Source organism: Pseudomonas sp. RIT-PI-a (assembly GCF_001187875.1).
GTDB lineage: Bacteria > Pseudomonadota > Gammaproteobacteria > Pseudomonadales > Pseudomonadaceae > Aquipseudomonas > Aquipseudomonas coleopterorum.
In genome coordinates, this window is record NZ_LGIR01000028.1 from 171,030 (window position 1) to 192,813 (window position 21,784).

Annotated in this window: 20 protein-coding genes; 11 read left to right on the forward strand and 9 right to left on the reverse strand. The window is 64.1% G+C overall.

The genetic code is table 11. The annotated features are described in order from the left end of the window. Positions 1 to 6: 6 nt before the first annotated feature. Both AC788_RS16780 and gshB read right to left on the reverse strand, forming a co-directional pair. A complete protein-coding gene (locus AC788_RS16780) occupies positions 7 to 912 on the reverse strand; it encodes an energy transducer TonB (protein WP_049861704.1) in 906 nt (301 codons plus the stop codon). A gap of 89 nt (positions 913 to 1,001) precedes the next feature. Beyond that, the gene (gene gshB / locus AC788_RS16785) at positions 1,002 to 1,955 is read right to left on the reverse strand and encodes a glutathione synthase (protein WP_049861705.1); all 954 of its coding nucleotides are present in this window, start codon (positions 1,953 to 1,955) and stop codon (positions 1,002 to 1,004) included. A gap of 219 nt (positions 1,956 to 2,174) precedes the next feature. Here gshB and AC788_RS16790 point away from each other — a divergent pair, with 219 nt between their 5' ends. From AC788_RS16790 to AC788_RS16820, 7 genes are all read left to right on the forward strand, one after another. Next, positions 2,175 to 2,564, forward strand: coding sequence for a response regulator transcription factor (locus tag AC788_RS16790; protein ID WP_049861706.1), 390 nt, complete (start codon positions 2,175 to 2,177; stop codon positions 2,562 to 2,564). A 54-nt stretch (positions 2,565 to 2,618) separates the two neighbouring features. Next, positions 2,619 to 2,984: a twitching motility response regulator PilH gene (gene pilH, locus AC788_RS16795; RefSeq protein WP_049861745.1), complete on the forward strand. Its 366-nt coding sequence runs from the start codon at positions 2,619 to 2,621 to the stop codon at positions 2,982 to 2,984. A 9-nt stretch (positions 2,985 to 2,993) separates the two neighbouring features. Then, on the forward strand, positions 2,994 to 3,533 hold the full coding sequence (locus AC788_RS16800; protein ID WP_049861707.1) for a chemotaxis protein CheW: 540 nt from the start codon (positions 2,994 to 2,996) through the stop codon (positions 3,531 to 3,533). A gap of 58 nt (positions 3,534 to 3,591) precedes the next feature. Then, positions 3,592 to 5,649 carry a methyl-accepting chemotaxis protein gene (locus tag AC788_RS16805; protein ID WP_049861708.1) on the forward strand — a complete coding sequence of 686 codons (2,058 nt, stop codon included), beginning with the start codon at positions 3,592 to 3,594 and terminating at the stop codon, positions 5,647 to 5,649. Between the two features lie 2 nt (positions 5,650 to 5,651). After that, positions 5,652 to 9,641, forward strand: a complete 3,990-nt coding sequence (locus AC788_RS16810; RefSeq protein ID WP_049861709.1) for a response regulator — start codon at positions 5,652 to 5,654, stop codon at positions 9,639 to 9,641. Then, on the forward strand, positions 9,634 to 10,089 hold the full coding sequence (locus AC788_RS16815) for a chemotaxis protein CheW (protein ID WP_049861710.1): 456 nt from the start codon (positions 9,634 to 9,636) through the stop codon (positions 10,087 to 10,089). The genes AC788_RS16810 and AC788_RS16815 overlap by 8 nt, the downstream gene beginning before the upstream one ends. Positions 10,090 to 10,176: 87 nt before the next feature. After that, a complete protein-coding gene (locus tag AC788_RS16820) occupies positions 10,177 to 10,935 on the forward strand; it encodes a substrate-binding periplasmic protein (protein WP_049861711.1) in 759 nt (252 codons plus the stop codon). A 17-nt stretch (positions 10,936 to 10,952) separates the two neighbouring features. Here the strand turns inward: AC788_RS16820 and AC788_RS16825 are convergent, their stop codons facing one another. The 4 genes from AC788_RS16825 to gpmI form a co-directional block, all read right to left on the reverse strand. Beyond that, entirely contained in the window at positions 10,953 to 11,708 is a 756-nt protein-coding gene (locus AC788_RS16825) for a divergent polysaccharide deacetylase family protein (protein ID WP_082223697.1), read from the reverse strand. A gap of 1 nt (position 11,709) precedes the next feature. Next, complete coding sequence (locus AC788_RS16830) at positions 11,710 to 13,035, reverse strand: S41 family peptidase (protein ID WP_049861712.1); 1,326 nt, start codon at positions 13,033 to 13,035, stop codon at positions 11,710 to 11,712. A gap of 62 nt (positions 13,036 to 13,097) precedes the next feature. Continuing rightward, positions 13,098 to 14,390 carry a murein hydrolase activator EnvC family protein gene (locus AC788_RS16835; RefSeq protein ID WP_049861713.1) on the reverse strand — a complete coding sequence of 431 codons (1,293 nt, stop codon included), beginning with the start codon at positions 14,388 to 14,390 and terminating at the stop codon, positions 13,098 to 13,100. Between the two features lie 3 nt (positions 14,391 to 14,393). After that, complete coding sequence (gpmI, locus tag AC788_RS16840; RefSeq protein WP_049861714.1) at positions 14,394 to 15,929, reverse strand: 2,3-bisphosphoglycerate-independent phosphoglycerate mutase; 1,536 nt, start codon at positions 15,927 to 15,929, stop codon at positions 14,394 to 14,396. A gap of 217 nt (positions 15,930 to 16,146) precedes the next feature. Between gpmI and AC788_RS16845 the strand changes: the two genes are divergently transcribed. Genes AC788_RS16845 through secB form a run of 3 tightly spaced genes read left to right on the forward strand, consistent with a single transcriptional unit; the run spans position 16,147 to position 17,346 of the window. After that, entirely contained in the window at positions 16,147 to 16,560 is a 414-nt protein-coding gene (locus AC788_RS16845; protein ID WP_049861715.1) for a rhodanese-like domain-containing protein, read from the forward strand. A gap of 1 nt (position 16,561) precedes the next feature. Then, entirely contained in the window at positions 16,562 to 16,816 is a 255-nt protein-coding gene (gene grxC, locus AC788_RS16850) for a glutaredoxin 3 (RefSeq protein ID WP_049861716.1), read from the forward strand. A gap of 47 nt (positions 16,817 to 16,863) precedes the next feature. Then, positions 16,864 to 17,346, forward strand: coding sequence for a protein-export chaperone SecB (gene secB, locus AC788_RS16855; protein WP_049861717.1), 483 nt, complete (start codon positions 16,864 to 16,866; stop codon positions 17,344 to 17,346). A 102-nt stretch (positions 17,347 to 17,448) separates the two neighbouring features. Here the strand turns inward: secB and trmL are convergent, their stop codons facing one another. Next, the gene (gene trmL, locus AC788_RS16860) at positions 17,449 to 17,904 is read right to left on the reverse strand and encodes a tRNA (uridine(34)/cytosine(34)/5-carboxymethylaminomethyluridine(34)-2'-O)-methyltransferase TrmL (protein ID WP_049861718.1); all 456 of its coding nucleotides are present in this window, start codon (positions 17,902 to 17,904) and stop codon (positions 17,449 to 17,451) included. On the opposite strand from trmL, the gene AC788_RS16865 reads away from it, so the two are divergent. Then, positions 17,903 to 18,343 (forward strand): hypothetical protein, encoded by a 441-nt coding sequence (locus tag AC788_RS16865; protein ID WP_049861719.1) that lies wholly within the window; start codon positions 17,903 to 17,905, stop codon positions 18,341 to 18,343. The two genes, trmL and AC788_RS16865, sit on opposite strands and share 2 nt — an antisense overlap. A gap of 716 nt (positions 18,344 to 19,059) precedes the next feature. Here the strand turns inward: AC788_RS16865 and ntrC are convergent. Together ntrC and glnL are read right to left on the reverse strand one after the other, a co-directional pair. Further along, positions 19,060 to 20,496, reverse strand: coding sequence for a nitrogen regulation protein NR(I) (gene ntrC, locus AC788_RS16870; RefSeq protein ID WP_049861720.1), 1,437 nt, complete (start codon positions 20,494 to 20,496; stop codon positions 19,060 to 19,062). Beyond that, positions 20,493 to 21,578, reverse strand: a complete 1,086-nt coding sequence (gene glnL, locus AC788_RS16875; protein WP_043191452.1) for a nitrogen regulation protein NR(II) — start codon at positions 21,576 to 21,578, stop codon at positions 20,493 to 20,495. Before glnL ends, ntrC begins: the two co-directional genes overlap by 4 nt. Positions 21,579 to 21,784 lie beyond the last annotated feature (206 nt).

Below are 21,784 nucleotides of genomic sequence, written 5' to 3' on the forward strand. Positions count from 1 at the left end.
TCCGCTTCAGTTGCTTTGCAGACGGTCGCCCTTGGCGAAGCGCCAGGTACGGATGATCTCCAGGCGATCGACGTCGGCCAGATCGCCGGTAAACGGTGCGAACGGCGCAGCCAGGCGTACGATGCGCTGAGCGGCCTGGTCGAGCAGCGGCTGGCCGGACGACTCCAGCACCAGCACCTCGTAGAGCGACCCGTCGCTGTTGATCGAGACCATCAGGCGCAGGCTGCCGTAGATCTGCTGGCGCCGCGCTTCGTCGGGGTAATTGAGGTTGCCGATGCGTTCGACCTTTTTGCGCCAGTCGTCCTTGTACCAGGCGCCCTTGTCGCGCATGGTCGAGGCCGCACTCAAGCGGTGGATGCGCGGGCGCTTGGCGTAGGCCTGCTGTTCATGGGACAGCTCGGCTTCCAGGCTGGCGATCTCGCTGGACAGCTGCGAGCTGTCGAATTCGGGGGTGGCGGCCTTGGGCTTGGGCTCGGGCTTGACCGGCGGCGGTCGTGCCTCGGTCTTCACGGGTTTGGGCGCCGTGGTGGCGATGGCCTTCTTGACCGGCGCAGGCTCGGGCTGGGTGACCGGCTTGGGCGCGGGCGGTGGCGTCACCTTGTTGATCTTGTCGTCCTGGAAGGGCGCCACTTCGGTGGTCTTGGGCACCGCCTTCTTATCCAGGGTGCCGCTGCCCTGCTGGTTGTCCTGGGCCAGAAAGTCCGCATCCTTGGGCGCGGTCTGGCTCTTGAGCGGTGCCAGGGTCACTTCCAGCGTCTTGCTGATCTGAGTCGGTGGCTGGATGCCGAAGCCCACCCCGGCGATCAGGGCGACGTGCAGCAATGCCGCAAGAAAGAGGGTAAAACCCAGCCGATCCGCAGGGCGAGCACCGATGCGGGTCAGTTCAGCAGGGAGGTCGGCGGGCAGCGTCATGAAGAATCCGGCAGGCATGCAACCCGGGCGACAATGCGCGCCCGGCAACTGAAAGGGCGTGCATCATAACCCGTAGCAGGGACGTAGGGTCAGCGTGCCTTGAGCTTGCGATCGATGGCTTCCATCAATTGGCCACCGATATCGGTGCCGAAAGCCGCGTCGATTTCGCGAATGCAGGTGGGGCTGGTGACGTTGATTTCGGTCAGGTGCTCACCGATCACGTCCAGGCCGACGAACAGCAGGCCCCTGGCGCGCAGCGACGGACCGACCTGTTCGGCAATCCAGCGGTCCTTGTCGCTCAGCGGGCGCGCTTCGCCGCGACCACCGGCGGCCAGGTTGCCGCGGGTTTCACCGCTGGCCGGAATGCGCGCCAGGCAGTACGGCACCGGCTCGCCGTCGATCATCAGGATGCGCTTGTCACCGTCCTTGATCGCCGGCAGGTAGCGCTGCGCCATGATCTGTTGGGTGCCCATGGCCGTCAGGGTTTCGAGGATCACCGACAGGTTCGGGTCGCCCACCCGATGGCGGAAGATCGAGGTGCCGCCCATGCCGTCCAGCGGCTTGAGAATGACGTCGCCATGCTCGGCAGCGAACTCGCGCAGGATGTCGGCGCGGCGGCTGACCAGCGTGGGCGGAGTCAGTTGCGGGAACAGCGTGGCGAACATCTTCTCATTGCAGTCGCGCAGGCTCTGCGGCTTGTTCACCACCAGCACGCCAGCGGCTTCGGCTTGTTCGAGCAGGTAGGTGCTGTAGACGAATTCGAGATCGAAGGGTGGGTCCTTGCGCATCAGGATGACGTCGAGATCGGCCAGCGGTGCGTCGAATTCCGACTCGAACTCGAACCAGTGCTGCGGATCGGCGAAGACCTTGAGCGGACGCATCCGGGCGCGGGCCTGGCCCTGGCCTTGATACAGGTCCTGGATTTCCATGTGGAACAGCGACCAGCCACGCGCCTGTGCGGCCAGCAGCATGGCCAGCGAGCTGTCCTTCTTGTAGGAGATGTTGGCGATCGGGTCCATGACAATGCCGAGGCGAACGCTCATGGGGTAGCTCCTGTACGCGGGACGTGCCGCTTGCGAATGGGTCTTGGAAAGTGGCGTCAGGGTGGCGCCGCGTGGCCCGCAGGTCAAGGGGCAGCGGCCATGGAACGCCGTGGGAGAGTGTGCTAAAAAGGCTCGGGCATCTCTATTGGCCGGATGGCCCTTTCGCGAGTCGTCTGCCCGCGAACGGGCCCATCGGAAAAATCGCACACCAGAGCCTCCATGAAAACGCCTGACGCCTTCAAGATCATGGTGATCGACGACTCCAAGACGATTCGTCGCACCGCCGAGCTGTTGCTCGAACAGGCAGGCTGCCAGGTGATCACGGCCCTCGATGGTTTCGACGCCTTGGCCAAGATCGTCGACGAGCGTCCCGATATCATCTTTATCGATGTCATGATGCCGCGCCTGGATGGCTACCAGACCTGCACGCTGCTCAAGAGCAACAGTGACTTCAGTGCGATTCCGGTCGTGATGTTGTCGTCGCGTGATGGCCTGTTCGACAAGGCCTGCGGCCGCACCGCAGGCTCGGATCAATTTCTGACCAAGCCTTTCAGCAAGCAAGAACTGCTCGCCGCGATCCGTGCCCATGTGCCGGGTTTCGCCGCGTAGCGAACGATGTCCGGCCCTGGCGCGTGCCAGGGTCTTCACCGCATGGGGAACAGCATGGCTCGAATCCTGATCGTCGATGATTCGCAGACGGAAACCTACAAACTCACCGGCATGCTGGAAAAGCACGGTCATGAAGTGCTCAAGGCTCAGAACGGTGCCGATGGCGTGGCCCTGGCCCGGCAGGAAAAGCCCGACGCGGTCCTGATGGATATCGTCATGCCGGGCCTGAACGGCTTCCAGGCGACACGCCAGTTGCATAAGGATGAAGAAACCGTGGGCATTCCGGTGATCATGATCACTACCAAGGATCAGGAAACCGATAAGGTCTGGGGCACCCGTCAGGGCGCCAAGGGCTACCTGACCAAGCCGGTGGATGAGGAGACCCTGATCCAGACGTTGAACACCGTACTGGCCGGTTGACCCGCGCCGATGCTGGAGTCACGCACCGCATTCGACCTGCTGCTGGATATCGACCAGCGCTGCCGTTTGCTGGCCGCCGAATTGCCTTCTCAGGAACTGCGTCTGCAGACGTGGAGCGGCATTGGCTTTCGCCTGGCCGGGCACTGGTACGTCGCGCCGATGGGCGAGGTCGCCGAAGTGCTGCCCGAACCACGCAGCACCCGCTTGCCGGGCGTCAGGCCTTGGGTCGTGGGTGTGTCGAATCTGCGTGGGCGCCTGCTGCCGGTCATCGACCTGGGCGGCTTCTTTGGCCATGCCCTGTCGCCGCAGCGCAAACAGCATCGAGTATTAGTGGTGGACCGCGCGGACATCTTCGTCGGCCTGCTGGTGGACGAAGTGGCCGGCCTGCAGCACTTCGGTTCCGCCAGCCACGAGCCTTCAGTGCCTGACACGGCACTCCCTGCGGCCGTGCCGTTCCTGCAAGGGCACTTCGTGCGTGAACACCGCTGGTGCGTGTTCAGCCCGGACCGCCTGGTACAAGCCCGCGCTTTTCTGGATGTAGCACTCTGAGCATGCCTATGCGTATCTCCATCTTTTGCACCGAATTCTTCCTGCGCAGGTTTGCACGATGATCAAGCGCTGGCCAGGCAACTCCCTGCTGGGCTCCCGAGCCGGTGCGCAGATCATCGGGCTGTTCGTGGCCCTGGTGATCTTCATCGTGTTGTTGTTCGCCAACTTCACCTACCTCAACACCCAGTCCACCTACGACAAGCAGTACATCGGCCATGCTGGCGAGTTGCGCGTGTTGTCTCAGCGCATCGCCAAGAACGCCACCGAGGCCGCCGCCGGCAAGACCGCAGCGTTCAAGCTGCTGGCGGATGCGCGCAACGATTTCGAGCGGCGCTGGGGCTTTCTCAAGGAAGGCGACAGCGCCACCGGGCTGCCTGCAGCCCCCGCGGCGATGCGTGAGCAGATGCGCCTGGTGCAGCGTGACTGGGACGAGTTGCGACAGAATGCCGATGCCATCCTGGCCAGCGAACAGACCGTGTTGTCGCTGCACCAGGTGGCCGCGACCCTGGCCGAAACGGTGCCGCAGCTGCAGGTCGAATACGACAAGGTCGTCGACACCCTGCTGCGCGGGGCAGCGCCTGCCAGCCAAGTGGCCGTGGCGCAACGTCAGTCGCTGCTGGCCGAGCGCATTCTGGGGGCCGTCAACACGGTGCTGTCCGGCGATGAAAGCGCGGCCCAGGCAGCGGAGAGCTTTGGTCGCGACGCCAACCGCTTCGGTCAAGTGCTGGGCGGCATGCTCGACGGCAATGCGCTGATCCGGGTGACCCAGGTGCAGGACCCGGAAGCCCGTGCCCGTTTGCGCGAGATCGCCGAGCTGTTCCAGTTCGTCTCGGGCAGCGTCGACGAGATCCTGGAAACCTCGCCCGAACTGTTTCAGGTACGGGCTTCGGCCAGCAACATTTTCAACCAGTCGCAGACCCTGCTCGAAGAAGCCTCGCGCCTGGCCAGCGGCTTCGAGAACCTGGCCAACGGCCGTTCTGCCGGCACCGTCGGAGGCTATATCCTCGGCCTGTTGGCGCTGGCTTCGATCATTCTGATCGCGCTGGTGATGGTGCGTGAAACCAAGCGGCAACTGCGTCAAACGGCCGAGAAAAGCGAGCGCAACCAGGCCGCGATCATGCGTCTGCTCGACGAGATCGGCGGGTTGGCCGATGGCGACCTGACCGTGACCGCCTCGGTCACCGAAGAATTCACCGGTGCCATTGCCGACTCGATCAATCACTCCATCGACCAGCTGCGCGACTTGGTCGCCACCATCAACCTGACCGCCGAAGAAGTGGCGACTGCCGTCCAGGACACCCAGGCCACTGCCCACCAACTGGCACGTGCGTCGGGGCATCAGGCGCAGCAGATCAGCGATGCGTCGGTGGCGATCAGCGACATGGCCCAGTCGATCGACCGGGTGTCGACCAACGCGTGGGAATCGGCCAAGGTCGCCGACCGTTCGGTAACCATCGCCAACAAGGGCAGCGAGGTGGTGAACAACACCATCCAGGGCATGGACAACATCCGCGAGCAGATTCAGGACACCGCCAAGCGCATCAAGCGGCTGGGTGAATCGTCCCAGGAAATCGGCCATATCGTCAGTCTGATCGACGACATTGCCGACCAGACCAGCATTCTCGCCCTGAACGCGGCGATTCAGGCCTCCATGGCGGGCGAGGCCGGTCGTGGTTTTGCCGTGGTGGCGGATGAAGTGCAGCGCCTGGCCGAGCGCTCGTCCTCTGCGACCCGGCAGATCGAGACGCTGGTGCGGGCGATCCAGGCCGACACCAATGAGGCGGTCACTTCCATGGAGCAGACCACCTTCGAGGTGGTGCGCGGTGCGCGCCTGGCCCACGATGCCGGCATTGCCCTGGAAGAGATCGAAGGCGTATCCCAGGATCTGGCCGAGCTGATCCAGATCATTTCCAGCGCGGCCCAGCAGCAGACCAGCTCGGCAGGGCAGATCTCGCACACCATGTCGGTGATCCAGCAGATCACCGAGCAGACGTCCTCAGGCTCCAGTGCCACGGCTGAAAGCATCGGCAACCTGGCGCAGATGGCCAGCGAGATGCGCCGTTCGGTGTCCGGCTTCACCCTGCCTGCGCCCAGCCCCGATGCGAACCCGGAGTGATCATGGCCGAACGGCACGAATACGTACTCCCGGCCTTGTGCGAGGAGTTGCTCAAGGTCAAGGCTCAACTGGACCTGTTCGTGCGCGGCGGGCGCGAGTACACCCAGGAATTGAACGCCCTGATGGCACCGTTGCGGCAGATTGCCGACGCCTTGGCGGTGCTGGGTTTCGGTCAGCCACGCAAGGTGATCATCGATCAGTTGGCAGTCATTCAGGGTCTGGTGCAGGGCACGCGCGAACCCAACGATGCGGTGTTGATGGACGTCGCCGGAGCCCTGCTCTATGTCGAGTCCACACTGGCCGGAATGGCCGGCCCCAGCGATGCGCCCGGCCGCGACGAGCCGCAGGCGTCCAGCACCGACCTGACGCAGATTCGCCAGGTGGTGATGCGCGAAATTCGCTTCGGGCTGCAGGAGGCCAGGGACGTCCTGACCGACTCCACCGACGGGCAATGGGATCTGCCACGCCTGCGGACACTGGCCCCGCTGCTGACGCAGTTGCGCGGCGCCCTGGTCATGCTGGCGCTGCCCCGGGCGGCTGCCGTGCTGCAAGCCTGCAACCAGGCCGTTCAAGACAGCCTGCTGGCCGGCCCGCAGGCTTCCTGGGAACGGGTCGTGACCGGACTGGCGGCCGTCGAGGACTATCTGCAACGCACCAGCGAGGCACCGCAGCTCGCCCACGAGCCTGTGCTGGAAGTGGCTGAGGCGGCGTTGGCAATGACGGCTCCGCAAGCCGAGCCACTTGCCATCCCAGCAACCCAGCGGGGCCTGGAGCCCGAACCGCTGGATACGCAACTGCTGGAGATCTTTCACAGTGAAGCCCTGAGCCACCTGAGCGGTGTCGAGCGGTTTCTCGCGCTGGACGAGCAGGGCAGCGATGTAGCGATCACCGACGAGTTGCAGCGGGCCTTGCACACGCTCAAGGGCAGTGCGCTGGTGGCCGGTGTCACGCCGTTGGCCGAGTTGGCCACCGCGTTCGACGTCATGGCCCGCGAGCTGCGTGCCCGCCGGCTACCGTTCCAGGCCCGGGAATTGAGCCTGCTGGGCGACGCCCACTATCTGATGCGGCAGAAGCTGCTGCAGTTGCCCGCGCAACCGTTGACGCCCATCCCAGGCGCTGTCGAGTTGATCCAGCGTGTGCAGGAACGCACCGCCGAGCGTCTGCAGGGCGTGCAGGCGCAAGGTGATGCCCGGCAGGTCCAGGCGCCGCAACTGATCGAGCGGCTGCTGGACGAGGGCATGGATATCCTCCTGGATGCCGAGCGTCTGCTGCAGCGCTGGCAGCAGCACCCGGACAGCCGTCAGGAGTTACCGATTCTGCTCGACCAACTGACGCTGCTGGGCGAACAGGCGCAATTGACCGATGTGCAGGCGCTCGACGAGCTGTGCGAGGCCTTGCTCGACCTCTACGGTGCGGTCGAAGAAAGCAGCCTGAGCGTCAGTCCCGGCTTTTTCCAGGAAGCCGAGCAGGCCCAGGAAGCCATGATCGGCATGCTCGACCAGTTGGCCGCAGGCCAGGAGGTCAAGGCGCAGCCCATCCCTGTGCGCGCCCTGCGCACGTTGCTGCAGGGGTCTCTGGATCCGCACGCCATGGGCGTAGTGCCGCGCGACGGTGGGGCGATGATCGATCTCGCCCGGCTTGGCAGCGGGGTTGCCAACGCTGGCGACGAAGAATCGATTGAACAGACCCAGCGGCGCTGGCTGAGCGAGTCGGACGCTGACAGCGAGGCCGAGGACGCCGACGACGGCGAGTTGTTGAGTATCTTCATCGAAGAAGGCCTGGACATCGTCGAAAGCGCCGGCGCTGCGCTTCTGCGCTGGCAGGCCGAGCCCGCCAACCACCTCGAAGCGGAAAACCTGCTGCGCGACCTGCACACACTCAAGGGCGGGGCGCGGATGGTGGAGATCGGTCCGCTGGGCGATCTGGCCCATGAACTGGAATCGGTCTACGAACGCATCTCTCAAGGCCAGCTGCAGGCCTCGACGCAGTTGTTCGGCTTGCTGCACAAAGGTCACGACCGTCTGGCGCAGATGCTCGATGCGGTTCGCTCCGGGCAACCCTTGCCGGCGGCCGGGAAGCTGATTGCCGCGATCGCCGAGTTCGCTACGGGCAGTGAGCCAGCGCCTGCCAACCTGCCCAAGCCTGCGGCTGCCGAACCGGTGGCGGCGGAGCGTGGTCCGGTCGATGTGATCAAGGTCGGCGCCGAGCTGCTCGACGAGTTGGGCAACCTGGCTGGCGAGACATCCATCTTTCGCGGGCGCATCGAACAGCAGGTCAATGACGCTCAGGTGGCGTTGCAAGAAATGGAAACCACCATCGAACGCATGCGCGACCAGTTGCGCCGTCTGGACACCGAAACCCAAAGCCGCATCCTCAGCCGCCAGCAGGTGGAGGGCCAGGGTTACGAAGATTTCGACCCATTGGAAATGGATCGTCATTCGCAGTTGCAGCAGCTGTCACGTGCCTTGTTCGAATCGGCGTCGGACCTGCTCGACCTCAAGGAAACCCTGGCCGGACGCAACCTGGAGGCGCAGACCTTGCTGCAGCAGCAGGCGCGGGTCGACAGCCAGTTGCAGGAAGGCCTGATGCGTACGCGCATGGTGCCGTTCGAGCGCCTGGTGCCGCGCTTGCAGCGGGTGGTGCGGCAGGTCGCCGAGGAATTGGGCAAGGAGGTCGAGTTCGAAGTCAGCGAGGCACAGGGCGAGATGGACCGCAGTGTGCTGGAGCGCATGATCGCGCCGCTCGAACACATGCTGCGCAACGCCGTCGACCATGGCTTGGAGCCGGTCGAGATGCGAATGGCGGCCAGCAAGCCCGCTGTGGGGCACATTCGCCTGGCCTTGCTGCACCAGGGCGGCGACATCGTCATCGAAATGAGTGACGACGGTGCCGGGGTGCCCCTGGCTGCGGTGCGAGCCAAGGCGATCAAGCGCGGCTTGCTGGATCCGCACAGCGAGCTCAGCGATCACGACGTGCTGCAGTTCATCCTGCAACCCGGTTTCTCCACGGCCACCAAGGTCACACAGATTTCCGGCCGGGGCCTGGGCATGGACGTGGTCCATGAAGAGGTCAAGCAGTTGGGCGGCGCCATGAGTATCGACTCGCGGCCAGGGCAGGGCGCACGGTTCCAGATTCGCCTGCCGTTCACTGTGTCGGTCAATCGTGCCTTGATGGTGCAGTGCGGTGAGGAACAGTACGCGATCCCGCTGAACAGCATCGAGGGCATCGTGCGGGTCTTGCCCGGCGAGTTGCACGACGCCTACCAATCCGCTCCACCGCGCTACGGCTACGCCGGGCGGGTCTACGACCTGCGCTACCTGGGTACCTTGCTGCATGGGCTTGCCGTGCCCTCGCTGACCGCGCAAAGCCAGCCTTTGCCGGTACTGCTGGTGCGCGCCTTCGATCAGCAGGTGGCGGTACAGGTCGATGCCCTGGCCGGCTCCCGCGAAATCGTGGTGAAGAGCCTGGGCACTCAGTTCGCAGCGGTACCAGGCCTGGGTGGGGCGACCATTCTCGGCGATGGCAGCGTGGTCCTGATTCTCGATCTGCTGGCGCAGCTGCGGGCCCGCCAGGGGGTGCACGTGCCCCGTACCGGCTACCAGCACGGCGCGCAGGTGCGGCGCTTGCAGGTACTGGTGGTGGACGACTCGGTGACCGTGCGCAAGGTCACCAGCCGCCTGCTGGAGCGCCACGGCATGCAGGTGCTGACGGCCAAGGATGGGGTCGATGCCATGGCGCTGCTGCAGGAGTACAGCCCCGACATTCTCCTGCTGGACATCGAGATGCCGCGCATGGACGGTTTCGAAGTGGCGCGCCGGGTTCGCCAGCATCCTACGCTCAAGGATCTGCCCATCATCATGATCACGTCACGCACTGGGCAGAAGCATCGTGAGCGGGCGATGGCCATTGGCGTCAACGAATACCTGGGCAAGCCCTATCAGGAGAATCAGTTGCTCGAATGCATCGAACGCTGGGGTGACTCCCATGCTTGACCGGGCGATCGGTCGCCGCGACAGCCTCCCCGCGCTGATGCTGCCCCTTGCCGACCGCAATCTGCTGCTGCCCAACGTGGCGGTGGCCGAGCTGATCGACTACCTGCCCGGCGAGCCGGTGCTGGGAGCCCCGCGTTGGCACCTGGGGATGATCGAGTGGCGCAACCTGCGCCTGCCGCTGGTCAGCTTCGAGGCCGCCAGTGGCGGCGAGGCGGTGATCGGCGAGCGCGCACGCATCGTCGTGCTCAACGCCTTGGGCGAAACCTCGATGCGTTTCATCGCCGTGTTGATCCAGCACGTGCCTCGCTCGTGCCGGGTCGACAGTCAGTTGAGCTACGTGGACGTGCCGCTCAAGCCGCTGGAAATGGCCGCCGTGCAGGTCGGCGAAACCGTGGCCCGGGTGCCGGACCTGGCCGCTCTGGAAAACCTGCTGCACAGCGCGTTGTAGACACATTGTCGCGTAATCGTTGCAGCGCTTTACAGCAGTCGATGCGCCCGGCACTCTGGCCATTGTCATTGCTGCAGAGACCTCGTAATGCTCGACCGCACCTTTCTCGCCTTCGCCTTCTGTGCTGCGCTGTTCAGTGGCAGTGCCGTGCGCGCCGAAGTTCCGGCGGGCTACTCGATGGTGTTGCTGACCGAGAATTTTCCGCCCTACAACATGGCCAGCAACGACAAGAACTTCGCTCAGGAAGACAACATTCGCGGGATCGCGACCGAGTTGGTGCAGGAAATGTATCGGCGTGCCGGGATTCCCTACAGCATGACCCTGCGCTTTCCCTGGGACCGTATCTACAAGCTGGCCCTGAACAATCCCGGCTATGGGGTATTCGTCACCGCCCGTCTGCCCGAGCGCGAACAGGCCTTCAAGTGGGTCGGTCCTCTGGGGCCGGATGACTGGATCATGCTGGCCCGGGCAGACAGCTCGATCACCCTGGAGAATCTCGACCAGGCCCGGCCCTATCGGATCGGCGCCTACAAGGGCGATGCCATCGCGCAAAGTCTGGCCGAGCGGGACATGCGTCCGATCCTCGCGCTGCGCGACCAGGACAACGCGCGCAAGCTGCTCGACGGGCAGATCGACCTGTGGGCCACGGGTGACCCGGCGGGTCGATACCTGGCTCGTCTGGAAGGGATCAATGGGCTCAAGACGGTGCTGCGTTTCAACAGCGCCGAGCTGTTTCTGGCGCTGAACAAGGAGACACCGCCGGAGGTGGTCGAGCGCCTGCAGCGAGCGCTCGATGACATGCGTCGCGAAGGCGTGGTCGACCGGGTCTTCGCCAAGTATCTATGACACTCGGCAAGCGTGGATCAGTGGTAGATCCCACCCTTGCCGTGAGCGGCCGTCGCGCGGTTGCCGCGCTCGCCGATCATCTGCCGGACCGGTATCCACTCCACTCCCTTGGCCTTCAAGTGCGGTAGTTCGCGCTCCAGCACTTCCAGGGTCTGTGGATAAGGGTGGCCGATGATCACCACCGTGCCCTGCTTTTGCGCCAGGGCAATGGCTTTCTCGAGCTGGCCAGCGATGGCCTCGACGGTACGCGTGTCGTCCAGGAAGACATCCCGCGACAGGCTGGCCAGGCCAATGCTCTGGGCCTTGGCGGCGGCCACGGTGGCTGCGCTGGTGCGGCTGTCGACGAAGAACATGCCGTGCTGCTGCAATTCGTTCATCAGCAGGGCCATGGCCTCGGGCTGCGACGTCATGCGGCTGCCCTCGTGGTTGTTCAGGCCGGCGGCATAGGGTACGGCCCGCAAGGCAGCCTGCAGTCGGCCGAGCAATTCACTGGCAGGCATGTCGGGACGCCAGGCGAACGGGCCGGTCGCGGGGTCCATGGGCATGTGCACCATCACGGTCTTGCCGGCTTTGTGCGCCTGACGAGCGAAATCGGCCGCATGCGGGGTATCGGGCATGATCGCCAGGGTCACCGGACCGGGCAGGGCCAGGGTGCGACTGTCTCGGGCAGGTGACTGGCCAAGGTCGTCGATGATCAGGCTCAGGTAGGCCGGACCGGCGAAGGCCGGTCCGGCCGTCAGCAGAAACATGGCCAGCAACAGAATGCGGCGCATGTCAGTTGCCGCGCGTCACGCTCAGGCCCTTGAGCAGGCTGAGCGCCTGGCTGATCTGGAAGTCATCGTCCTGCGGCCGCGCCTTGCGGGCGCCGATCGCTGTCTTGCCCGATGGCCGGTCGGCGCCACCGTTGCCGTTGCCGAGGTGACCTTGCAGGTCGGCCTCCTTGAAACTTTCGGTATCGGCGTCGCGGGTCACCTTGCCCTGGCGCACTTCGACGTCCGGGACGATGCCCTGGGCCTGGATCGAGCGGCCATTGGGTGTGTAGTACAGCGCCGTGGTGATCTTCAGGGCACGATCGTTGTTGAGCGGCAGCACGGTTTGCACCGAGCCCTTGCCGAAGCTGTCGGTGCCCATGAGGATGCCGCGCTTCTGGTCCTGCAGCGCACCGGCAACGATTTCCGCCGCCGAGGCGCTGCCGCCGTTGATCAGCACGACCAGAGGCACGCGCTCGCTGGCGTCTGCCGGATCGGCGGAGAAGCGCAGTTCCGAGTTGGCGATACGGCCCTTGGTGTACACGATCAGGCCCTTGGTCAGGAAGTGGTCGGCCACCTCCACTGCGCTTTGCAGCACGCCGCCGGGGTTGTTGCGCAGGTCGAGGATCAGCCCCTTGAGCTTACCGTTGTTGTCCTTGCGCAGCTTCGCCAGGGCCTTGCCGACTTCTTCGCCGGTTTTCACCTGGAACTGGGTGATGCGCAGGTAGCCGTAGCCGTTTTCCAGCAATTGCGCCTTGACGCTCTTGACCTGGATGGTGGCGCGCGCAAGCGTCACGTCGAATGGCGTGCCACCGTCGCGGACCAGGGTCAGGGTGATCTTCTCGCCGAGCTTGCCGCGCATCAGGTCGACAGCCTCGGTCATGCTCAGGCCCTGGGTGGGCTGGTTGTTGATCTTGACGATCAGGTCGCCCGCCTCGATGCCGGCCTTGGAGGCTGGCGTGTCATCGATGGGCGAGACCACCTTGATCATGCCGTTGTCGCTGCCCACTTCGATGCCCAGGCCGCCGAACTCGCCGCTCGTGCTTTCCTGCAGCTCCTGGAAGTCCTCGGGGCCCAGGTAGGCCGAGTGGGGATCCAGGTTGCTGAGCATGCCCTTGATGGCGTTCTCCAGCAGGGTCTTGTCATCCACAGGCTCGACATAGGCCGCCTTGATGCGGTCCATCACCTCGGCAAAGGTCCGCAGCTCGTCCAGCGGCAAAGGCGCTGCGGCCGGGGCCGCACTCGCTGCCCGGGCGGGCTGGGGGGACAGATCGGCAGCGACCACCGCAGGGGCGGCGGTGGCCACGGCGATCGTCAGGGCCAGCGAGGTAAGGCGGGACAGATGCGGCATGTCTAACAGACTCCTGATACGGGTTCGCGCCTTTGAGGGCTGCTTTTGAACGACTGCGCCAGTCAACCGCGACACCACTGCGAAGGGTCGGTCGGTTTACCTTGCTGGCGTATTGCAAAATACAGCGCTGGCGTGCTCTGCCCGCCGCTGGTTCCTACGGTGGCGATGGCATCACCGGCCTTGACCACGTCGCCGGCCGATTTGAGCAGGGTCTGGTTGTGACCGTACAGGCTGAGATAGCCATTGCCATGGTCGAGAATGACCAGAAGCCCGGCGCCGCGCAACCAGTCGGCGAAGACCACACGGCCACCATGCACTGCATGCACCTGGCTGCCGGCCGAGGCACTGATCATCACCCCATCCCATTTGGTACGAACGTCGTCACCGCGGGTTTCCCCGAAGCGTGCCAACAGTCGACCATCGACAGGCCATGGAAGTTTTCCCCGCGCCGAGGCAAATGCACCGCCGAAGCTCTCGCCGCTGCTCGACACCATCGGGCCCGACGGCGCACGAGGCGCCTGGGGCGCGGGTGCCGGCGCCTCTCGAGCTGCGGCTGCAGCCGCCTCACGCTGGCGACGCTGCTCGGCCTCCTGAGCGGCGAGCAGGGCCTTCTGCCGCGCTTCCTCGGCCTCGCGTGCCTGGCGGGCCAGGGTTTCCTCGATGGTCTTGAGCACCTTGGCCAGGTCTTCCTGATCCTGCTGGCGGGCCTGCAGTTTCTGATCGCCCTGCTTGTACTGGTCGTTGAGCTTGGCCAGAGCGACCTGGCGCTCCTTGCGCACCTTGTCGAGGTCTTCGCGCTGGCTGTCCAGGTTGCCTTGCTGCACCAACAGCTGCGCCTGTTGCAGGTTGATGTCCTTTTCCACACCGGCCAGCTTCTGCAGGGTCTGGTTGAAGCGTTTCAACTGTTCCAGGCGGGCCTGGCTCAGGTAGTCGTAATAGGTCAGGGTGCGGGCGAACTTCTCCGGGTTCTGCTGGTTGAGCAGAAGCTTGAGGTATTCCTGACGCCCGCTCTGATAGGCCGCGCGGGCCTGGATGGCAATGAGGCGCTGCTGTTCGACCCGGGCGGCCTGGAGCTTGGCTTTCTCGCCATCGAGACGCTCCAGCTCGCCCTCAGTCTTTTTTAGTTCTTTCTGCAGGGCCTCCACCTGCTTTTCCAGCTTGCCCATCTCGGTTTCGGTCGTGCGCAGCTCTTTCTGCACCCCGGATCTTTCTGCCTGCAGCGTGCCAAGGGTTTTCTGCAGCTCGGCGATGTCCTTGCGGGTGGCATCGATCTGCTGCTGGGTTTGCGCGCGCTCGTCGGCGAAGGCCGGGCCGAGCAGGCAGGTCAGGGTTAGGAACGTCAGGGCGCGGAGCATGGGTCAGCCTTGTACCAGGATCGAGGTGCCGGTCATTTCTTCGGGCTTGGGCAGGCCCATCAACCAGAGCATGGTCGGCGCCACGTCGGCCAGCACGCCGCCTTCGCGAACCTTGACGTCGCGCTTGCCGACGTAGATGAAGGGCACCGGCTCGGTGGTGTGCGCGGTATGTGCCTGACCGGTGCAGACGTCTTCCATCTGCTCGCAGTTGCCGTGGTCGGCGGTGATCAACGCTTCGCCACCGACCTTGTCGAGTGCGGCGGTGATACGGCCCACGCAGGTGTCCAGGCACTCTACCGCCTGGATCGCGGCGGCCATGATGCCGCTGTGGCCAACCATGTCGCCGTTCGCGTAGTTGACCACGATGACGTCATAGCGCTGCTGCTCGATGGCTTCGACGATGCGGTCGGTCACTTCCGGCGCGCTCATTTCCGGCTGCAGGTCGTAGGTTGCAACCTTCGGCGAAGGCACCAGAATGCGTTCTTCGCCAGGGAACTCTTCTTCGCGGCCGCCGGAAAAGAAGAACGTCACGTGGGCGTACTTTTCGGTTTCGGCGATGCGCAGCTGGGTCTTGCCGTTCTTCGCCAGGTACTCGCCCAGCACGTTGTTCAGGCCGGTAGCGGCAAATGCCGCCGGTGCCGGGATCTTCGCCGAGTATTGGGTCAGGCCGACATAGCCGGCCAGCTTGGGCTGGCGTGCGCGTGGGAAATCGTTGAAATCGTCTTCGACGAATACGCGGCTGAGCTCGCGCGCGCGGTCGGCGCGGAAGTTCATGAAGATCACGGCGTCGCCGTCTTCGACACGGACAGGCTCGCCTACCGTGGTGGCCTTGACGAATTCGTCGCTCTCGCCACGCTCGTAGGCGGCCTGCAAACCCTGCACGGCAGTGGCGGCATGGAATTCCGACGCGCCGTCGACGATCAGGTTGTACGCGGCGCTGACGCGATCCCAGCGGTTGTCGCGATCCATGGCGAAGTAACGCCCGATCAGGCTGGCGGTGCGGCCGTGGCCGAGACGGGCGAAGGTCGCGTCCATCAGTTCCAGCGAGGCCTGCGCGCTCTTGGGCGGTGTGTCGCGGCCGTCGAGGAAAGCATGCAGGTAGAGCTTCTGCGCACCGCGACCGGCGGCCAGCTCGGCCATGGCGACCAGGTGGTCCTGATGGCTGTGCACGCCACCGTCGGACAGCAGACCCATGAAGTGCACCGCCTTGCCGGCTGCGACGGCCTTGTCCACGGCCGCGCAGATGGTGGGGTTGGTGAAGAACTCGCCATCGCGGATGGCCTTGGTCACGCGAGTGAAGTCCTGATACACCACACGCCCGGCGCCCAGGTTCATGTGGCCGACTTCCGAGTTGCCCATCTGCCCGTCGGGCAGGCCGACATCCATGCCCGAGCCCGAGATCAAGCCGTTGGGCTGGCTTGCCGTGAGTGCATCGAGCACCGGCTTGCGCGCCGAATAGACCGCGTTGTACTCGTGGTTTTCGCTGTGACCGAAACCATCGAGGATGATCAGGACCAGGGGTTTGGGCGTGGTTGTCATGGATCCCACTCGCTATGTCAGAAGAGCATTCAGGAGAAGCCCGGCATTTTAGGGCATTGCGGGGCTGTGTGACGAATCATGGCGGTTTATTTCATCGCGGACGCAAGAACAACAAGCACAGACCCGCAATGAGGCCGAGCGGTTCCGTCCGGCGGGCTTTGGCCGGACTTGGCGGCTGTGTATACTGGCCGACATTTTAACGCCCTGGAACCCGCTGATGGTTGCTCACCTGATTGAATTCGCCACAAATCACTATCTGCTCGTGACCGCGTTCGTGGTCCTGCTGGTCATGCTGATCATGCTGGAAATGAGCAAGGGTGCCAAAAGCCTCAGCCCCCGCGAGCTGACTGCGCTGGTCAACAGCGAGCAGGGCGTGGTCGTGGACATCCGCAACAAGAAGGAATACGCCGCCGGCCACATCGTCGGTGCCTTGAGCATTCCTCAGGACAAGCTGGCCAGCCGCGTCGGCGAGCTGGAGAAGTACAAGGGCAAGACCCTGATCGTGGTCGACGCCATCGGCCAGCACGCCGGCACTGCCTGTGCCGAGCTGGTCAAGTCCGGCCACACCGCCGCCAAGCTGGCCGGTGGCGTATCGAGCTGGCGTGCCGACAACCTGCCCGTGGTGAAGTGACATGAAGCCGATCGTCGTCTACTCCAGTGACTATTGCCCGTACTGCTCGCGCGCCAAGTACCTGCTGGAAAGCAAGAAAGCGAAGTTCACCGAGATCAAGGTCGACGGCAAGTCCGATCTGCGCCGCGAAATGGCCGCCAAGGCCGGCCGCACCTCGGTGCCACAGATCTGGATCGGCGACTTGCACGTCGGCGGCTGCGACGATCTGTTCGCCCTTGAGCGCGCCGGCAAGCTGGACGCGTTGCTGGGGGCCTGATTCGGTCCCCTTTACCCCCACACCTCTGAAGATCACAAGGATCAGCGATGACCGATCAAGCGAACAATGGCGCTGCCGCCGAAAACGAACCGCAGTTCTCGCTGCAGCGCATTTACGTGCGTGACCTGTCGTTCGAAGCCCCGAAAAGCCCGGCGATCTTCCGCCAGCAGTGGGAACCCAGCGTTTCCCTGGACCTGAACACCCGCCAGAAAGGCCTGGAAGGCGACTTCCACGAAGTCGTGCTGACCCTGTCGGTCACGGTCAAGAACGGCGAAGAAGTGGCGTTCATCGCCGAAGTGCAACAGGCCGGTATCTTTCTGATCAAGGGTCTGGACGAAGGCTCGATGAGCCACACCCTGGGTGCTTTCTGCCCCAACATCCTGTTCCCGTATGCGCGCGAGACCCTGGACAGCCTGGTAACCCGCGGTTCGTTCCCGGCGCTGATGCTCGCTCCGGTGAACTTCGACATGCTCTACGCGCAGGAACTGCAACGCATGCAGGAATCGGGCGAAGCGCCTTCGGCCCAGTAAGCATGGCCGTGCTGTGAACAAAAAGCGCCTTTCGGGGCGCTTTTTTGTGTGTGCGTGCTGCCTCTTTCGCGAGCCCTCTGCCCGCGAAGAGGCCCTCAGGCCCTACTCAAACCCCAACTGTCGCCAGGCTTCATAGACAGCCACCGCCACCGTATTGGACAGATTCAAACTGCGGCACCCCTCGCGCATCGGCAGGCGCAACTTGTGCTGGCTGTCCAGCGCGTCCAGCACCTCGGCCGGCAGCCCACGGCTTTCCGGACCGAACAGGAACGCATCGCCCTTCTCGAAGCTGGCATCATGAAACGGCCGCGAACCCTTGGTGGTGAACGCGAACACCCGTGGCTGCCCCAGGCTTTCCAGGCAACTGGCCAGATCGGCATGGCGCTGCAGAGTGGCATATTCGTGATAATCCAGGCCGGCCCGACGCAAGCGCTTGTCGTCCAGCTCGAAGCCGATCGGCTCTATCAGGTGCAGGGCACAACCGCTGTTGGCACACAGCCTGATAATGTTGCCCGTATTGGGCGGAATCTCTGGTTGAAAAAGGATCACGTGAAACATGCGCGGCACCGAACTGAAGGACGGGCAGCATTCTACTCCTGATCCGAGCGAGCGTTCGCAACTGTGGCCACGGGTCTTGGGCTCGCTAGCCCTGTTCGGCCTGCTGATCGGCCTGATGATCGGCCGCCTGACCAATCCCGAGCCTGCTCGCCTGGACAACATCGAAGTGCACCGCGACCAGCTGGTGCTGTGGTTCAACGACGAGCCGAAGGTGCATGCCGAGGTGGTGGAAGGAACGGTGGCGATGCTGTTCGACGCCACGGGTGCGCCGGCCAGCGGGCGGTTGCTGGTGGACGGCAAGCCGGTAACCTGGCGCATTCAGCGCAGTGAGGAGGGGTTGTTGTTGACCGCCGTGGCGGCGCGCCCCTTGCAGATGCAATGGCGCGCGGTGCAGGTCGATGAACGTTGGCAAACCACCATCGAGCTGGGCGAGCAATAAAAGAGGGGACTCCAGCCTGCCTGTACCGGAGCCCCCCAAGCGGGGATGAAATACCTGGCGCGGGGCCAGGTGTTTCGGTGTAAAGAAGGGGAGTCCCGGCCTGCCTGTACCAAGGTCCCCAAAACAGTAGTGCGGTATTCCAGCCTTGGCTGGAGTCGCGGTGTAAAGAGGGAATCCCCGGCCTGCCTGTACCAAGGTTCCCGAAACTGGGTAATGATTAGTACATTGCAGCGCGCGTGCCAGTTTTGTTGCAGAAGCTTTCTGAGCACCCCAGAAATTTTTATATGCTTTCTATCTGATTGAAATATAAGAAAAAATAATTTTTCTCGGATATCGGTCTTTTAGCTCATTGAAACGAACGAGGTTTTATCCGAACGGTCAGCGATGTTCAGCAGCGCATCGTGTGGGTGCACTGCACAAGGCCAATGCACAAAAGCGGAGAGTTTCTACAAGCCCCTGTAGCAGCGGCGCGAGCCGCGTCGGCGGTATATGCGGTCTATCTGACCCACCGCGGTGAGGCCGGACGCGGCTTGCGCCGCTGCTACAGGGATCGGGTATGCCATGGGGGGTGTGGAGGGCATCTGACGTACGCCTGTAGCAGCGGCGCAAGCCGCGTCGGCGGTATGTGCGGTGCATCAGACTCACTGCGGTGAGGCCGGACGCGGTTTGCGCCGCTGCTACAGGGATCGGGTATGCCCGAGGCGGTGTGCGGGACGTCAGGCTTCCTCGACTTCGTCCTCGTCGGCGCCATCGACCTTCATGCCCAGCTCCTTGATCTTGCGCGTCAGGGTGTTGCGGCCCCAACCCAGGAGCACGGCGGCGTCGCGACGGCGTCCGGCGGTGTGTTTCAGGGCCGTCTCGATCATGATCCGCTCGAAACTGGGCACGGCGCTGTCGAGCAGGCTCGACTGGCCGCGTGCCAGGGCCTGGTCGGCCCACTGGCGCAGCGCCTGCTCCCAGTTGGTTACCGGTGCCGCGTCCTGCGGCAGGCTCAGCAGTTCGGGCGGCAGATCGCTGGTGTGCACTTCCCGACCCGACGCCATCACGGTGATCCAGCGGCAGGTGTTCTCCAACTGACGCACGTTGCCGGGCCACGGCAGGTTCTTCAGGTATTCCTCGGTTTCGCTCTTGAGCAGCTTGGGCTCGACCGCCAGTTCCTGGGCGGCACGGCTGAGGAAATGGCGGGCCAGGGTCGGGATGTCTTCACGGCGGTCCGACAGGCGCGGGATGTGGATGCGGATCACATTGAGGCGATGGAACAAGTCTTCGCGGAACTTGCCGGCGTGCACCAGGGTTTCCAGGTTCTGGTGGGTGGCGGCGATGATACGCACGTCGACCTTCACCGGAATGTGCCCGCCAACGCGATAGAACTCGCCATCGGCCAGCACGCGCAGCAGGCGCGTCTGGGTATCGGCCGGCATGTCGCCGATTTCGTCGAGAAACAGCGTGCCGCCGTCGGCCTGTTCGAAACGGCCACGGCGCAGGTTGGCCGCGCCGGTGAAGGCGCCCTTTTCATGGCCGAACAGCTCCGACTCCATCAGGTCCTTGGGGATCGCCGCCATGTTCAGCGCAATGAAGGGAGACGCGGCCCGTGGGCTGTGCCGGTGCAGGGCGTGGGCGACCAGTTCCTTGCCGGTGCCCGACTCACCGTTGATCAGCACGGTGATGTTGGAGTGGCTGAGTCGGCCGATGGCGCGGAAGACTTCCTGCATGGCCGGCGCTTCACCGATGATCTCGGGCGTGCGGGTCAATGCCGGGACTTCGGTCAGGCCCTGCTGTTCTTGGGCATGCTGGTTGGCGCGCTTGACCAGCGAGACCGCCTCGTCGACGTCGAACGGCTTGGGCAGGTACTCGAAAGCTCCGCCCTGGTAGGAGGCCACCGCGCTGTCCAGGTCCGAATGGGCGGTCATGATGATTACCGGCAGGCGCGGATGCTGTTCGCGAATGCGCGCCAGCAGGTCCAGGCCGCTGGCGCCGGGCATGCGGATGTCGGAGATGATCACGTCGGGCTGCTGGCGTGCCAGCCGGCTCATGACGCCATCGGCGCTGTCGAAGCTCTGGGTGGTCATGCCTTCTTGCTGCAGGGCCTTTTCCAGTACCCAGCGGATGGAACGGTCGTCATCGACGATCCAGACAGTTTCACTACGGCTCATGACGAAGCGGCTCCTTGTTCCAGCGGCAGGAAGATCGAAAAGGTGGTGTGGCCGGGGTGGCTTTCACATTCGATCAAGCCTTGGTGCTGACTGATGATGTTCTGGGTAATGGCCAGCCCCAGGCCGGTGCCGTCGGGACGGCCACTGACCATGGGGTAGAAGATGGTTTCCTGCAGTTGGGCCGGAATGCCCGGACCGTTGTCGGTGATCTCGATCTTGCTCACCAGGCGATGGCGCACGTGGCCGATGGTGAACTGGCGCATGGCGCGGGTGCGCAGGCTGATACGGCCCAGGCGCAGCTCGTTCTGGCCGCTGATGGCCTGCATGGCATTGCGCACGATGTTGAGCACCGCCTGGATCATCTGTTCGCGGTCGATCAGGACATCGGGAATGCTCGGGTCGTAGTCGCGCACCAAGGTGATGCAACCCTGGCTTTCAGCCTCGACCAGATTGGCCACGCGCTCCAATACCTCGTGGATGTTGGTCATGGCCAGCGAGGGCAGCTTGTTCGAGCCAAGCATGCGGTCGACCAGGTTACGCAGGCGGTCGGCTTCCTCGATGATGACGTTGGTGTAGTCCTTGAGACTTTCCTCGGGCAGCTCGCGGGCCAGCAGTTGGGCAGCACCGCGGATGCCGCCCAGCGGGTTCTTGATCTCGTGGGCCAGGCCGCGCACCAGCATCTTGGTGGTTTCCTGCTTGGACAGCTGCGCCTCCTCCTTGGTGATGCGCAGCAGGCGATCGCGCGGATGCACTTCGAGCAGTAGCCAGGTCGCGCCGTTGCTGAGGATCGGCGTCACGGCATAGTCGACCGTCAATGTCTGGCCGGCCAGCGCGGTCAGCATCGCTTCGCGCTTGGTGAAGGGGTGCGCCTGCTCGACGGCCTGGCGCAGGGAATTCAGGGCTTCGGTCGATTCGGTGAACAGTTCGCTGATGAACTGACCATGGCTGCGCTGGCCGCTGATCGCCAGCAACATCTCGGCTGCGGGGTTCATGTACTCAAGGCGCAGGTCGGCATTGAGCAGAATGGTGGCAGTGGTGAGGTTGTCGAGTAACAGTCGGTGCAGGGCATCGCTGATGGTCATGGGGACAGGTGACCTCTTTTGGCACAGGGCGCCCGCGGCAATGCCCGGGTTCGCGCGCGAAACAAACTCGCTGGTGCAGGGAAAATGCAAGAACCAAACCAAGGCTCCGAAAAGAAGCGCCGATCGTACAAATGAGTGCCACAGGTGCTCAGCGTCTGCGCGAAAACCCGTGGCATGTCGCCAGGACGAACCAAAATGGCACGTTC